This window comes from Phyllobacterium sp. CL33Tsu (assembly GCF_900113985.1).
Classification (GTDB): Bacteria; Pseudomonadota; Alphaproteobacteria; order Rhizobiales; family Rhizobiaceae; genus Phyllobacterium; species Phyllobacterium pellucidum.
In genome coordinates this window covers 723,129-736,917 of the sequence record NZ_FORJ01000001.1, presented here as the reverse complement: position 1 = coordinate 736,917, position 13,789 = coordinate 723,129, and the positions used below count along the sequence as shown (strand labels likewise).

Sequence of the window (13,789 nt, the reverse complement as noted above, 5' to 3'; positions counted from 1 at the left end):
TTCGAACAGGGAGAATGAAATGACTGAGGCATATATCTACGATCACGTGCGCACGCCGCGCGGCAGAGGCAAGAAGGATGGCAGCCTGCACGAAGTGCCTGCCGTCCGCCTTGGCGCCCATGTTCTCGAGGCGTTGCGCGACCGCAATGGCCTCGACACGGGGTTGGTCGACGACATTATCTATGGCTGCGTCGATCCGGTCGGCGAAGCGGGCGCCGTCATTCCACGCTCCTCGGCTTTTGAAGCCGGCTACGATTTCAAGGCGCCCGGCATGCAGATATCACGCTTTTGCGCCTCCGGTCTCGACGCGGTGAATTTCGGCGCTGCGAAGATCGTGCAGGGCGCGGACGATATCGTCATCGCCGGCGGGGTCGAATCCATGTCGCGCGTCGGCATGGGCATGTCCGGCGGTGCCTGGTATATGGACCCGTCCGTAGGGCTCCCCGGCTATTTCATGCCGCAGGGCGTTTCCGCCGACCTGATCGCCACCAAATACGGTTTCAGCCGCGACGATGTGGATGCCTATGCCGTTGAGAGCCAGAAGCGTGCAGGCGAGGCTTGGAAGAATGGCTATTTCAAGAATTCGGTGCTCGAGATCAAGGATCAGAACGGCCTGACCATTCTCGATCATGACGAACACATGCGTCCGTCGACCGATATGCAGGCGCTCGCGGCACTCAACCCCTCCTTCGTGATGCCCGGCGAAATGGGCGGCTTCAATGCGGTCGGCATTCAGGCGCACCCCGAGGTCGAGACGATCAACCATGTGCACCATGCCGGCAATTCCTCCGGTATCGTCGATGGCGCCGCCGGCGTTCTCCTCGGCTCGAAAAGTGCCGGCAAGGCGCTCGGCGCCAAGCCTCGCGCTCGCATCCGCGCCTTTGCCAATATCGGTTCCGACCCTGCATTGATGCTGACCGGGCCGGTGGATGTGTCGCACAAGATCCTGAAGCGCGCCAAGATGAAAATCTCGGATATCGACCTCTTCGAACTCAATGAAGCCTTTGCCGCAGTCGTGCTGCGCTACATGCAGGCATTCGACATCCCCCGCGACAAGATCAACGTCAATGGCGGGGCCATCGCCATGGGCCATCCGCTCGGTGCAACCGGCGCGATGATCCTCGGCACGGTTCTCGATGAACTCGAACGCCGCGATCTCAATGTCGCCCTCGTTACCCTGTGCATCGGTGCGGGCATGGGCACGGCAACAATCATCGAACGCGTCTGAGGGAGAACGGACTTATGAGCTATACCAACTTCAAATTCGACGTCGACGCGGACGGCATTGCACTCGTGACCTGGGACATGCCTGACAAGTCGATGAACGTCTTCACCGAAGAGGTGATGAAGGAACTCGACCAGATCGTCGATCGCGTGACCAAGGACGATACGATCAAGGGCGCGGTGATCACCTCCGGCAAGGATACCTTTTCCGGCGGCGCCGACCTCACCATGCTCAAACGCATGTTCCAGATGTTCCAGGCCGAAAAGGCAAGGGACCCGAAGAAAGCGGTCGAACTGCTGTTCGAGAACACCGGCAGGATGGGCGGGCTCTTCCGCAAGCTTGAAACCTGCGGCAAGCCCTGGGTCTCGGCGATCAACGGTACCTGCATGGGTGGCGCATTCGAAATGTCGCTGGCCTGTCATGGCCGTGTCGTCTCCGACGATCCGTCGGTGAAGATGGCGCTGCCGGAAGTCAAAGTCGGTATTTTCCCGGGTGCCGGCGGCACGCAGCGCGTCCCGCGCCTGACAAACCAGCAAGATGCCCTGCAGATGATGACCACTGGCTCCAGCCTCACCGCATCGCGCGCCAAGGCCATGGGCCTGGTGCACGAGATCGCTCCGGCCAAGAAGCTTGTGGAGGCCGCAAAGAAGATGATCAAAGGCGGCCTGAAGCCGGTTCAGCCCTGGGACGAAAAGGGCTTCAAGCTTCCAGGCGGCGCCATCTATTCGCCGGCAGGCGCCAATCTGTGGCCAGCCGCAACTGCGATCCTGCGCCGTGAAACCTACGGCAATTATCCGGGCGCAGCCTCCATTCTCAAGGCTGTCTATGAGGGACTGCTGGTCCCCTTCGACACGGCCTTGAAGATCGAACAGCGCTATTTCACCAAGATCCTGCAATCGACCGAAGCCGGAATGATGATCCGCTCGCTCTTCGTCTCGCTGCAGGAACTGAACAAGGGCGCGCGCCGGCCGGTGGATGTGAAGCCCACAAAGTTCAAGAAGGTTGGCGTCGTCGGCGCCGGGTTCATGGGTGCCGGCATCGCCTATGTCACCGCCAAGGCCGGCATTCCAGTGGTGCTTCTCGACCAGAGCCTCGATGCCGCCGAGAAGGGCAAGGCCCATTCCGCCGATCTTGTCACGAAGGACGTGCAGCGGGGCAAGGCGACAGCCGAGGAAAAGGAGAAGCTTCTCGCCTTGATAACGCCGTCTTCCGACTATGCCGATCTTGAAGGCGCAGACCTCGTCATCGAGGCGGTGTTTGAAGACCGTGAGGTCAAGCGTGTGGTGACCGAGAAGGCCGAGGCCGTACTGAAGCCTGCCGCGGTATTCGCATCCAACACCTCGACGCTGCCGATCACCGGGCTTGCCAAGGTCTCGCAGCGCCCGAAGAATTTCGTCGGGATCCATTTCTTCTCGCCCGTCGACAAGATGATGCTGGTCGAGGTCATTCTCGGCAAGAAGACCTCGGACAAGGCGCTTGCGGTGGCGCTGGATTACGTGCGTGCCATCAAGAAGACGCCGATTGTCGTCAATGACACGCGCGGGTTCTACGTCAACCGCTGCGTGCTGCGCTACATGGCCGAGGCCTACAACATGCTGATCGAGGGCGTGCCGCCGGCGATGATCGAAAACGTCGCGCGCATGGCCGGCATGCCGGTCGGGCCGCTGGCGCTCAACGACGAAACGGCCATTGATCTGTCGCAGAAGATCCTGAAGGCGACGCTCGCCGATCTCGGGCCGAAGGCGATCGATCCCCGCCACGTTGAACTGGTCAATACCTTAGTCGACAAGTACGACCGCCGCGGGCGCAAGAACGCCAAGGGCTTTTACGACTATCCTGCGAAGCCCGCAAAGAAGCAGCTCTGGCCGGAACTGAAGACGCTCTACCCGCAGCAGGACCCGGACAAGATCGATATCGAGGTGCTGAAGCAGCGCTTCCTCGTTGCGATCGCCCTGGAAGCTGCCCGCGTGATGGAGGAAGGCATTGTTACCGACCCGCGTGAAGCGGACGTCGGCTCGATCCTCGCCTTCGGGTTTGCCCCTTATACGGGCGGAACGCTCTCCTATATCGACGGGATGGGCGCTGCCAGGTTCGTCGAGATCGCCAAGGGGCTGCAGCGAAAGTACGGGGCCCAGTTCAAGGCGCCGAAACTCCTTCTCGACATGGCGGAAAAGGGTGAGACCTTCTACGAAAGGTTCAATCCTTATCCGGTCGAGGAGAAAAAGCAGGCTGCTTGACGGCGTCTGCATGAATCTGAAAAGAGTGGGCAGCTTATGCCCACTTTTCTTTGGATAATAAGAAAGTTTTCCGTAATTCCCCTCGACTTTTCCAAAATTCCTTCTTAAAACACCTCTGAAGGTATTTTTTCCTTTTATCCGAGACCCAACATGTTCTCACATGACCGCATTTGGGCGGCCATAGACGCATTGGCAGAACGCCATTCGCTTTCCGTTTCAGGATTGGCGAAGCGCGCGGGGCTTGATCCGACGACCTTCAACAAATCAAAGCGTTTCGCGGTCGACGGGCGGGCTCGCTGGCCCTCGACCGAATCCCTCGCCAAGATCATGGAGGCCACGGGTGCCTCGCTCGATGAGTTCATGATGCTGGTCGTGGGCAAGGCCGTAAGGGCGGGCGGTACGGCCATCCGTTCGATACCGCTTCTCGGCTTTGCGCAGGCCGGCGCCGGCGGCTTCTTCGATGATGGCGGCTTTCCGGTCGGGCAGGGTTGGGACGTGGTCGAATTTCCCGTGGGCTCCGGCGACTCCGTCTATGCACTGGAGGTGTCGGGGGATTCGATGCTGCCGCTTTACCGTGACGGCGATACGATCATCGTCGCGCCGGGTGCTGCGGTTCGCCGCGGCGACCGCGTCGTGGTTCGCACCAGGGACGGCGAAGTCATGGCCAAGATTCTGGCCCGCCAGACCGCCCGCACGATCGAGTTGCAGTCGATGAATCCCGAACATCCCAATCGCACCTTTGACGCGGTCCATATCGACTGGATCGCGAGGATCCTGTGGGCAAGCCAGTAGGACTGATCCGCATGCGCCAGCTGCCGCTTTATATCCTGACGGTTCTGGTTGCCCTGACGCTTGTTTACGCCTTCGTTGCCCCATTCAACGGCGCGCTGGAGACTGCGCGGCCAGCCAGCGGGGACGAGCCAACGGTAACGACCGAGAATTTCGAATTGCCCGCGGAAATGCAGGACGCGCAAAGCGATGGGGCAAGCCCGGCGCCGGATGAACCAAAGGCGGCCCGTACGGTCAAGCCGGATCTGATGTCGCCTTCGATCGGTGACGCAACACCATTGCAGAGGGTCGCGCCGCGCCAACCCTTGAGCGAACTCGGCCAGGCCCTGCCGCCAAAACCGCCCGCGCCACCGGAACCGCCGCCATCTCTCACACCCCCGCCGCCGCCGGTGCCGGTAGACGATACGGCAAAGCCGACCTTGCTCTACCGGCCCGTTGCAATCGCGGCCGGTTCGCTCGAAGTTTCGGGCTATCGCATCACGCTCGACGGCATCGAGGAGATCAAGCCGAACGAGACTTGCACCAGCGAGGGTACGACCTGGCCCTGCGGCATGGCGGCCCGCACCGCGTTTCGCAACTGGCTGCGCCAGCGTGCCGTCGAATGCGACGTCCCGGGCCAGCCGCCCGAAGCTGTCCTTGCGACCCATTGCCGGCTCGGTGGTGTCGATCTTGCGCAATGGCTGGTCGAGAACGGCTGGGCTCGCACACCGGACGGTTCGCCCCAGTCGGAAACGATGAAGAAGGCGCAAGAGGCGAAGCTCGGCATATTCGGCAGTCCACCGCCGGCGCTGCCGATTACGCAGGAACTGCCGGTGCCTGCGCTCCAGGATAATTTACCGCCGGAGGAATTGGCGGCGCCGGCCGTCCTTGCGCCGTTGCCGGTCCCGGACGCACCGTTCCCGCCGCCACCGCAGCAGTAGGGATCCAAGGCCGATCAAGCCGTGAGGCCCCCGGGTAAAGACTTGCGGCTCGATTTTTTCTTAGGACCCTTGTGAGGTACTGAGCGGTAGCCCAGAGGGGGTGTCGTAATATCCCCCCGCGTTTCAACCCTCGTGACAGACAGCCTCAATATTATGCCCATCGGGATCGCGAACGAAGGCGCCGTAATAGTTGGGATGGTAGTGCGGCCGCAGCCCCGGCGGGCCATTGTCGGTTCCGCCGGCGGCAATTCCCGCCTTACAGAAGGCATCGACGATGTTCCGGCTGCCAACACGAAACGCTACGTGGACCGTTGGCCGGTTGGGTTCGCCGCTGGCGATCCAGAAATCCGGCTTGCCGCCTTCACCAAAGCCCGCAACATCCGAACTGCCGGTCACGGAGGCCGGGAATTCGAGGATCAACTCATAGCCAATTGACGCGAACAACTGGCGATAGAACGCCTTGCTCTTTTCGAAATCGCTGACTGAAACTCCAGTATGATCAAGCATAGAGGACTCCCGCTGGTTTTCCCCTGACTAGGACAGATCGCCGGCCAGGGCCTTTGCAATGAGGGCACGCGTTTCCGGGATGCCATAGAGGGCGACGAAGGAGCCGAAGCGCGGGCCGCGCTCCTGGCCGATCAGGACCTCATAAAGCATCTGGAAGAACGACACCGAGACGCCTGGACCACCTTCCGGGCTCTTCTTCGTGTGGTCCTGATAGCGCTCGATGCTGCGCGCGACATCAAGAATGGCGTTCTGGATGTCGGTCCCGTCGGCATCGTCCGCGAGCGTCGCGAGTTTCTCGTCCATGGCGGCGAGGGCGCCGCGTTCCACCTCGTCGGGCGCGCGGAATTTCTTGGTCGGCTTGACGAAATCGTTGAAGTAGCGGATCGCATAGCCAACCAACGCGTCAAGTTCCGGATTGTTTGCCGGAGTCACATTCCTGGCATGGCGCGAAATGAAACCCCAGAGCACGCTGCTGTTTTCGGCATTGGAGGCGCTGACGAGGTTCAGCAGCAGTGCGAAGGGCACCGGCAGGTCCACGGTCGGCGGGTTGCCGTCATGGAGATGCCAGACAGGGTTGTTCAGCCGGTCCTTCCAGCTTTGACGCCCATAGGCCGAAAGATAGGTGAAATATTCATCAACCGCCTTGGGAATGACGTCGAAATAGAGCCGTTTTGCCGTGCGCGGCTTCTGGAACATGTAGAGGCCGAGACTCTCGGTCGGGGCGTAGGTCAGCCATTCGTCAATGCTGAGGCCGTTGCCCTTCGACTTCGAAATCTTTTGGCCGATCTCGTCGAGGAAAAGCTCGTAGACGAAATGTTCGGGTGCCCGGCCACCCAGTATCTCGCAAATGCGGTCATAGATGATCGCATTTGTCTGGTGGTCCTTGCCGAACATCTCGAAATCGACGCCGAGCGCTGCCCAGCGCATACCGAAGTCGGGCTTCCATTGCAGCTTTACGTTGCCGCCGGTGACCGGGAGCGTCGTCTCTTCACCGTTCTCATCATCAAAGGTGATTGTTCCGTTCCCCGCGTCGATCTTCTTCATCGGCACATAGAGCACGCGCCCGCTTGTCGGCGAAATCGGCAGGAACGGGCTATAGGTCGCCTGGCGCTCTTCGCCGAGCGTCGGCAGCATGACCTTCATGATATCGTCATAGCGCTCGGCGGCACGCAGCAGGACGGCGTCAAAGCGGCCCGCTTTGTAATATTCCGTTGCGCTCGCAAATTCATAGTCGAAGCCGAACGTATCGAGGAACCGGCACAGCATGACATTGTTGTGGTCGGCAAAACTCTTGTAGTCGCCGCCAAACGGGTTAGGCACTGCCGAGAGCGGCATGTGCAGATATGGCGCCAAAAATGCTGGATCCGGCACGTTGTCCGGTATTTTGCGCATGCCGTCCATGTCGTCGGAGAAGCAGAGAAGCTTGGTCTTTACCTTCTCGCCGGTCAGAACGCGGAAAGCATGGCGCACCATTGAGGTACGCGCCACTTCACCGAAGGTGCCGATATGCGGCAGTCCCGAAGGGCCGTAGCCGGTCTCGAACAATACCGTTTCAGGAAAGCCGGATTTGGCGTAACGCTTGATGATCTTCTGCGCCTCTTCGAAAGGCCATGCTTTGGCCTCTGCTGCCGCCGCGATCATTTCGGGGGTCAGTTCGATTTCGGTGTTTAGGCGCGAGTTCATTCGTTGTTCCTGTTAACGCTTGGATTTGATGAAACGCTCTACGTCCGCGGGTCGTCCGCGTCAATCGCACTGGCCGCGCCGAGGCGCAATCGGCAATGATTTCGGGGTTAAGACGATCGATTAGTAGAAATCGACGGGAAAGTACCGAAGATAAAGTTCGGATGTGATGCCTTTTTCCTCGATCGCCTTCAGTGCGAAATCGAATGCATCGACAAGCTTTTGATTTTCGAGCGTGGTTGCGATCATCATCCCTTCACCCAAGAACTGCGGCGCAATATAGGGGCCGCCGACAAAGGCACAGCAATCCTTTGCCTCGGGACTGCCGATCCAGAAGGAAAGGTCCGAGCCGTCGCCAAATACGGCATCGATCTTTTTGGCCTGCAGGTCCCTGAACATGAGTTCGCGCGTCGGAAAACCAACCCAATGGCTGTTTGGAAAATAATCGGCAAAAATCGCCTGGTGCACTGAACCCGCAATCACGCCGATAGTCTTTTGCTTCAGCGTATCTGCGAACGGTTCGGCAAAGGACGTTTCCTTGAGCGCCATGAAGCGCGCAGGCAGGCGGATATAGGGAGCCGTAAAGGCAAACTTCTCGCGCAGCGCTGCGGTCGGCTTTAGCCCGGCGATGATCGCCTCAGCCTCGCCGCTTTCAAGCGTCGGTTGCAACTCGTCCCACGGACGAGCCTCAATCTGGCAGATGGCGGTCACGCCGAGCTCGTTGCAGAGTGCCCGCGCCAGATCGACATTGAATCCCGAGATGCGCCCCGTCGCATCGACGAAGTTAAAAGGCGGATAGTCGACGGTCGTCACGAAGCGAATGCGCTCGACGGTCGAAAGATCGGGCTTGGCGACATGCTCGCGTCCATCCCAGTAGTGCGGAAAATCGGAGTCGGCAGCCATAGCTGGCAGCACTGCCAAAATGAAGGCGGCGAGAAACGAGGCAATCTTGCGGAAAGGCATGCGATACCGTGGTGCGATTTGATTTGGGCCAAGCTAACACGATCTCTTCACCTCAAAAAGCGCAATTGGCTGCTAAGCCTTCGCAAACAAAAACTCAAGGGTATATTGACTCGGTTTACGCATTGATCTCTATTACTTGCACTATATCGCACACATTACTACCATAAGTATACTTAAATTTATAAACTCAATCTATAATTGAAAGAGTTAATCATGGTATTATTGTATATATTGCGAATTTCATCGCGAAACGAGAGCGGTCGGCCTGATCATCGGCCTTTACTTTAGGCGGGCGCCGCAATGCGGCAGATCGAGGCTGCCCTCGCTGCAAGACTATGCCAGGCGGGAACGGCGAAACACGCCATTATCGCGGCCTTTCGCGAGGCGGTTGCCAACCGCACCTCGCTGCTCGAAGAAGTTGCGGCATCCGGCATAGCGGACGAGGCGGCAATAGGCCGGGCCATAGCGGCGGAACTCGGGCTGAGCTTTGCGGCAATTCCAGAGGGAGCGATAGTCATCGGCAAAAGTTCGGCTGTTGCACCCGATTTGCACTCCCGCCGGCTGATGGTGGTGACAGCTGAAGGCCAACTTTTGCTATTCGCGGCGCCGACGCTTACCGAGATAGGCGACCTGAAGCACAGCCTGACTTCCGATCCGGCGGCGAAGGCACGCACAAGAATAACAACGCCAACAAAGCTGCATGAATTCATCCGTTCCTACCGCGAGCGCGAACTGTTGCTGAAGTGCGTGAACAGGATGGAGACGGGCGGGCTTGAGCGTACGTCCCGGGTGGTCCTGAGCGGCACTCAGGGGATCATCCTAGGCATTGCGATAAGCCTCGGCATGATCGGACTGATTTTCCATCTTTCCACCCTCTGGGATGGCTATCACTATTTTTCGTTGCCCTTCTTCTTTGCATGCATCGCGCTTCGCTTCCTGGCAGCAGGCAGGACCGGCGAAATTCCCGCCGAAACCGGCTGCCTTGCACAACGACATGGTGAACTTCCGTTCTACACCGTCATGATCGCGCTTTATAAGGAAGCGGCGGTGGTACCCCAACTTGTAAGGGCGATGCAGCGGCTCCATTGGCCAAAGTCGAGGCTTGAAGTGCTTTTTCTCTGCGAGGCAGACGACACGTCAACATTGAAGGCTTTGGCAAACCAGACGTTACCGCCGGGTTTCAAGATCGTCCCTGTTGCCAATTTCGGCCCACGAACCAAGCCAAAGGCGCTCAACTATGGGCTGCAATTGGCGAAGGGCGATTTTGTCGTGGTCTACGATGCGGAAGATCGGCCGCATCCCGACCAGTTGCTGGAAGCCTGGCGCCGCTTCGACATGTCCCACCAGAGGCTCGCTTGCCTGCAAGCGCCGCTGATCATTTCGAATGCAGGCAGCTGTCTGCTGGCGCGGCTGTTCGCCTTCGAATATGCGGCCCATTTCGGCGGCTTGCTTCCGTGGCTGGCCCGCCACGGCTTCATTCTGCCGCTCGGAGGAAGCTCCAATCATTTCAGGCGCCATTGCCTTGAAGCGGTGCGCGGCTGGGATCCATACAACGTCACCGAGGATGCCGAGCTCGGCGCGCGCTTGGCGCGCTGTGGCTATGATGTGGGTGTGATTACCCGCCCAACCCTTGAGGACGCGCCGGTTCGCGTCGATATCTGGCTGCGGCAAAGGACGAGATGGCTGAAAGGATGGGCGCACACGTGGCTCGTCGAAATGCGCAATCCGATAGCCTTTCTGCGCGAGGTAGGATTGCAACGCTTCATGGTGTTCCAGACGCTGGTTGCGGGGATCATCGTCTCATCGATCGTCTATCCGTTCATGCTGCTCTGGATCGGCTTTGGGATTGTCCACATCGCGCGCGATGACGCCTTTACCTGGCACAATGCGATACTCGCCCTCGATCTCGTGTGCGTTGTCATGGGCTTCCTGTCATTCCACAGGCTCGGCCAAAGAACACCGGTCGCCGCCTCGATTTCTGGATCGATCCTGCAGTGGCTGCCGCTCTATTGGCTGCTTACCGCCATGGCGGCATGGCGTGCCATTTGGCAGCTCGGCAGAGCGCCCTCGCTTTGGGAAAAGACGCCGCACGACCCTTCAGGGACATTATTGCCGGAGAAAATCAGCCCGCGCCCTCACAGAAACTCATGGCCGGAGCCGATGATCAGCGCGTCTTCATTGCCGACCACATCCATGTCCCGGCCCTTATATGGCAGGCTCAAGAGAATTCTGCGGATGACGGCAATGCGCGCGCGCCGCTTGTCGTTGGACCTGACAATCGTCCATGGGGCATAGGCCGTGTGCGTGCGTGCCAGCATTTCGTCGCGCGCCTTCGTGTAGTCGTCCCAGCGCTTGGCCCCTTCGATGTCAATTGGCGAGAACTTCCAGTTCTTCAACGGACTGTGCCTGCGGTCGTGAAATCGCTTCAGCTGCATGAGCTGACCGATATCCAGCCAGAACTTGAAGAAATGAATGCCATCCGCAACGAGAAGGCGTTCAAATCCCGGCACTTCTTCCAAAAAGGATTCATGCTGCTCGGGCGTGCAGAACCCCAGCACTTTTTCAACGCCGGCCCTGTTGTACCAGGAACGGTCGAACGTGACGAACTCGCCTGTCGTCGGGAAATGCGAGATATAGCGCTGGAAATACCATTGGCCGCGCTCGATCTCGCTGGGCTTCGGCAGGGCGACATTGCGGGCCGACCGCGGGTTCATATATTGGCGCAGCGTGAAGATTGTGCCGCCCTTTCCGGCGGCGTCACGGCCCTCGAACGCGCAGACGACACGATTGCCGGTGTCCTGCAGCCAGTACTGCATTTTGACGAGTTCGATCTGCAGCCGCTCGACAGTCTTCTCGTATTCGTCGTTCGGCATCTTGTCGTTATAGGGATAGCCCCCTGAAGCAAGATCGCCGTCATCGATCCAGTCCGGCAGTTTGGGATCGTCTATATTGAAAGTGCGTTTCTTGCCGTCGATCTTGAGTTTGAGAGTGGTGTCTACGCCCGCTACGGGTTTATCGGTTTTCTTTTTCGAATCTTTACCCACAGCAATCGTCCTCAATTGACACAATGGCATGTTATTGAGAGAGCGTTGTATCGTCCAGAGCCAAAAAAGGACGCCGGGCCAGGAGTTTAGTGCATGAGCATTTTGGGGCAGGAGGGCCGTACGTTTCGTCAAAAGGCCGTCGAGCGTGTGATCCAGGCACGCTTCGTGCTCGGCGCCGCCGCCTTCATTACCGCTCTGGTCCTCAGCACTCAGGCGACATGGTGGCTGAGCTTTGCCGTCCTCATGCTCGTCCTCCTGGCGGTCGTTGCGCTTTCTGCGACGCTGCCGCGCAGCGATGCACCAGCGGAATCTCCCGCCAGTGATCCGGCAATTTTCCGTCTGTCCGGCCAGCAGCTTGCCGCGCAATTGCCCGACCCGCTTATCATCTTCGACCATGGCGGGACGATTCTTTACGTCAATCCCGTCGCCAATGGCGCGTTCGGGCCGCTTGCGCGCGGCGGGGCTTTGCTCCTGCATTTCCGGGCCCCCGAACTGCAGGCACTGGTTCAGTCGGTCATGGCCGATGGCGTCGCCCGGTCGGTAGACTTTGCCGAACGGGTTCCGGTCGAGCGCTGGTATCGGGCGACGGTTCTCCTTCTCGACCGGGCCGGTGGCAAGGACCGGCAATATCTCCTCTCATTTCGCGACCAAACCGAAGCGCATCGCCTTGAACGCATGCGCAGCGACTTTATCGCCAATGCCAGCCACGAGTTGCGCACGCCCCTCGCATCCTTGACCGGGTTTATCGAGACGTTGCGCGGGCCGGCCCGCCGCGACGAGGCGGCGCGTGACAATTTCCTCGAGATCATGCAGAAGCAGGCCGAGCGCATGGCCCGCCTGATCGATGACCTGTTGTCACTGTCGCGCATCGAGATGAAGGCGCATATCGCGGTCAAGGACCAGGTGGACCTGACGACGTTGATCAATCACGTGGTGGATTCGTTGCGCCCGCTTGCGGATGATCTCGGCGTCGAAATCGAACGCAAGATCGATCCCGATCCCGTCATCGTGCTTGGCGACAGGGATGAGCTGACGCAAGTCTTTCAGAACCTTGTCGAAAACGCCTTGAAATACGGCCAGTCGGGCAAGCGCATCATCGTTGAGCTCAAGCGCGGCGACGATGGCATCAAGGCCATGGTACAGGATTTCGGCCCTGGCATACCGGAGGAACATATCCCGCGCCTGACTGAACGCTTCTACCGCGTCAATCTTGAAACCAGCAGGGCTCAGAAAGGCACCGGCCTCGGGCTCGCGATCGTCAAGCACATACTGACGCGGCATCGCGCGCGCCTCGTCGTTCGCTCGCGGGTCGGCGAGGGCTCGACCTTCACCGTCGTCTTCGGGCCTCAGAAGGCCTGACGCCAACCGCTCGTTAAGCTTGGTGCACGGCAACAAAAAAAGGGCGCCGAATGGCGCCCCAGTCAGAAGGAGCTAAGATTAGCGGACGCGCCTGCGATCGGACGCCGGCTGATAGGCTAGGCGGGAGTGATAGCCGCAATAGGGCCCGGACTCGCCGACATCGTTGCCGCAGAAATTGAAGTCCGGCTGTAGCGGATCTCCCATCGGCCATTTGCAGGTACGCTCGTTGAGCTGCACCAGTTCGAGGCGCCGCGAGATCGGCACGACGACATCCGTGACAGTCTTCATGACCGGCACGAGTTCCGTGCTGTATTCGGTCTGCAAAGCGGTCGCGCCGATGCTGCGGCTGACGACGCGGGTCGCGACATGCCCCGAGGAGCCGCCGCCGCGCGAGGCGCCGGATGACCCCGTGTTGATCTTCTTGCTGCGTGTCTGGGTGGACGTGGTCTTGCCGCGCCCGGACAGCTTCAGCCTGTGAACCTTGCCGATGACCGCATTGCGGCTGACACCGCCCAGCTGTGCTGCGATCTGGCTTGCACTCAGACCTTCGGCCCAAAGTTTCTTCAGCTGTTCTACGCGCTCATCTGTCCAGTTCATCGTTTTCCTAGCTCCATATGGGGCTTGTTTATGTAGACTCCGGACTGAATCCTTCCTCGCATCTGGATTGCTCCAGATTGGTTCGATACCATATCTATTCAGATGACGAGGACGCCGTACGAAATCTAGCTTTTTCGATTACCAAGCTACAATATGCGATGACTCTGTGACAAGAGTCGGGCGCCGATCCCAGGGGTGCTTTTTTGGGTTTTCCCCAACTTGCGCGATAGATGTTGCAGAAATGACGAATTGCAGAGTCGGTGGCAAATATTCCAGCGGATACGCGCAGAAGTTGTAGTTAATGGATCGGCTCATCCGGTTCGTGTTGGTGATGAATGGGATCAAAAGTGTTCATTTGACAATTGGGGTTCGAATGACGATATTACTCGCATATGGCCGCCCTCAAAATGGCATTGTGGGGCGGCTTTTTGATTTCAACACGGCCGTTTCTTCTTTGTAATCAGCAGT

10 protein-coding genes and 1 pseudogene are annotated in these 13,789 nt (G+C 59.1%); 6 read left to right on the top strand and 5 right to left on the bottom strand.

What is annotated here, in order from left to right; translation table 11 throughout:
* Nucleotides 1-19: 19 nt before the first annotated feature.
* The 4 genes from BM074_RS03700 (at nucleotide 20) to BM074_RS03685 (ending at nucleotide 5,171) form a co-directional block, all read left to right on the top strand.
* Complete coding sequence (locus BM074_RS03700; protein ID WP_091919832.1) at nucleotides 20-1,228, top strand: acetyl-CoA C-acetyltransferase; 1,209 nt, start codon at nucleotides 20-22, stop codon at nucleotides 1,226-1,228.
* A gap of 14 nt (nucleotides 1,229-1,242) precedes the next feature.
* Nucleotides 1,243-3,462 (top strand): 3-hydroxyacyl-CoA dehydrogenase NAD-binding domain-containing protein, encoded by a 2,220-nt coding sequence (locus BM074_RS03695; protein WP_091919830.1) that lies wholly within the window; start codon nucleotides 1,243-1,245, stop codon nucleotides 3,460-3,462.
* A 150-nt stretch (nucleotides 3,463-3,612) separates the two neighbouring features.
* Nucleotides 3,613-4,254, top strand: a complete 642-nt coding sequence (locus tag BM074_RS03690) for a LexA family transcriptional regulator (protein WP_027230353.1) — start codon at nucleotides 3,613-3,615, stop codon at nucleotides 4,252-4,254.
* Nucleotides 4,239-5,171 (top strand): thermonuclease family protein, encoded by a 933-nt coding sequence (locus BM074_RS03685; protein ID WP_139217621.1) that lies wholly within the window; start codon nucleotides 4,239-4,241, stop codon nucleotides 5,169-5,171. Before BM074_RS03690 ends, BM074_RS03685 begins: the two co-directional genes overlap by 16 nt.
* 123 nt (nucleotides 5,172-5,294) lie before the next feature.
* On the opposite strand, the gene BM074_RS03680 is transcribed toward BM074_RS03685, so the two are convergent.
* The 3 genes from BM074_RS03680 to BM074_RS03670 form a co-directional block, all read right to left on the bottom strand.
* The gene (locus BM074_RS03680; protein ID WP_091919826.1) at nucleotides 5,295-5,678 is read right to left on the bottom strand and encodes a VOC family protein; all 384 of its coding nucleotides are present in this window, start codon (nucleotides 5,676-5,678) and stop codon (nucleotides 5,295-5,297) included.
* 27 nt (nucleotides 5,679-5,705) lie between these two features.
* On the bottom strand, nucleotides 5,706-7,361 hold the full coding sequence (locus tag BM074_RS03675; protein WP_091919824.1) for a lysine--tRNA ligase: 1,656 nt from the start codon (nucleotides 7,359-7,361) through the stop codon (nucleotides 5,706-5,708).
* Between the two features lie 120 nt (nucleotides 7,362-7,481).
* A complete protein-coding gene (locus BM074_RS03670) occupies nucleotides 7,482-8,321 on the bottom strand; it encodes a transporter substrate-binding domain-containing protein (RefSeq protein WP_091919822.1) in 840 nt (279 codons plus the stop codon).
* A gap of 300 nt (nucleotides 8,322-8,621) precedes the next feature.
* Here BM074_RS03670 and BM074_RS23460 point away from each other — a divergent pair.
* Nucleotides 8,622-10,148: pseudogene (locus tag BM074_RS23460) on the top strand (glycosyltransferase); the annotation flags it as partial.
* A gap of 308 nt (nucleotides 10,149-10,456) precedes the next feature.
* Here BM074_RS23460 and ppk2 read toward each other — a convergent pair.
* On the bottom strand, nucleotides 10,457-11,365 hold the full coding sequence (gene ppk2 / locus BM074_RS03660) for a polyphosphate kinase 2 (protein ID WP_027230349.1): 909 nt from the start codon (nucleotides 11,363-11,365) through the stop codon (nucleotides 10,457-10,459).
* A gap of 93 nt (nucleotides 11,366-11,458) precedes the next feature.
* Here ppk2 and phoR point away from each other — a divergent pair, with 93 nt between their 5' ends.
* A complete protein-coding gene (gene phoR, locus BM074_RS03655; RefSeq protein WP_091919819.1) occupies nucleotides 11,459-12,724 on the top strand; it encodes a phosphate regulon sensor histidine kinase PhoR in 1,266 nt (421 codons plus the stop codon).
* Between the two features lie 78 nt (nucleotides 12,725-12,802).
* Here the strand turns inward: phoR and BM074_RS03650 are convergent, their stop codons facing one another.
* On the bottom strand, nucleotides 12,803-13,321 hold the full coding sequence (locus BM074_RS03650) for a GcrA family cell cycle regulator (protein WP_027230347.1): 519 nt from the start codon (nucleotides 13,319-13,321) through the stop codon (nucleotides 12,803-12,805).
* Between the last annotated feature and the right edge of the window lie 468 nt (nucleotides 13,322-13,789).

Excerpts from the sequence above, each read along its gene's own strand:
- BM074_RS03650 (WP_027230347.1), bottom strand. The coding sequence starts at position 13,321 with ATGAACTGGACAGATGAGCGCGTAGAACAGCTGAAGAAACTTTGGGCC.
- phoR (WP_091919819.1), top strand. The coding sequence starts at position 11,459 with ATGAGCATTTTGGGGCAGGAGGGCCGTACGTTTCGTCAAAAGGCCGTC.
- BM074_RS03670 (WP_091919822.1), bottom strand. The coding sequence starts at position 8,321 with ATGCCTTTCCGCAAGATTGCCTCGTTTCTCGCCGCCTTCATTTTGGCA.
- BM074_RS03675 (WP_091919824.1), bottom strand. The coding sequence starts at position 7,361 with ATGAACTCGCGCCTAAACACCGAAATCGAACTGACCCCCGAAATGATC.
- BM074_RS03680 (WP_091919826.1), bottom strand. The coding sequence starts at position 5,678 with ATGCTTGATCATACTGGAGTTTCAGTCAGCGATTTCGAAAAGAGCAAG.
- BM074_RS03695 (WP_091919830.1), top strand. The coding sequence starts at position 1,243 with ATGAGCTATACCAACTTCAAATTCGACGTCGACGCGGACGGCATTGCA.
- BM074_RS03690 (WP_027230353.1), top strand. The coding sequence starts at position 3,613 with ATGTTCTCACATGACCGCATTTGGGCGGCCATAGACGCATTGGCAGAA.
- BM074_RS03700 (WP_091919832.1), top strand. The coding sequence starts at position 20 with ATGACTGAGGCATATATCTACGATCACGTGCGCACGCCGCGCGGCAGA.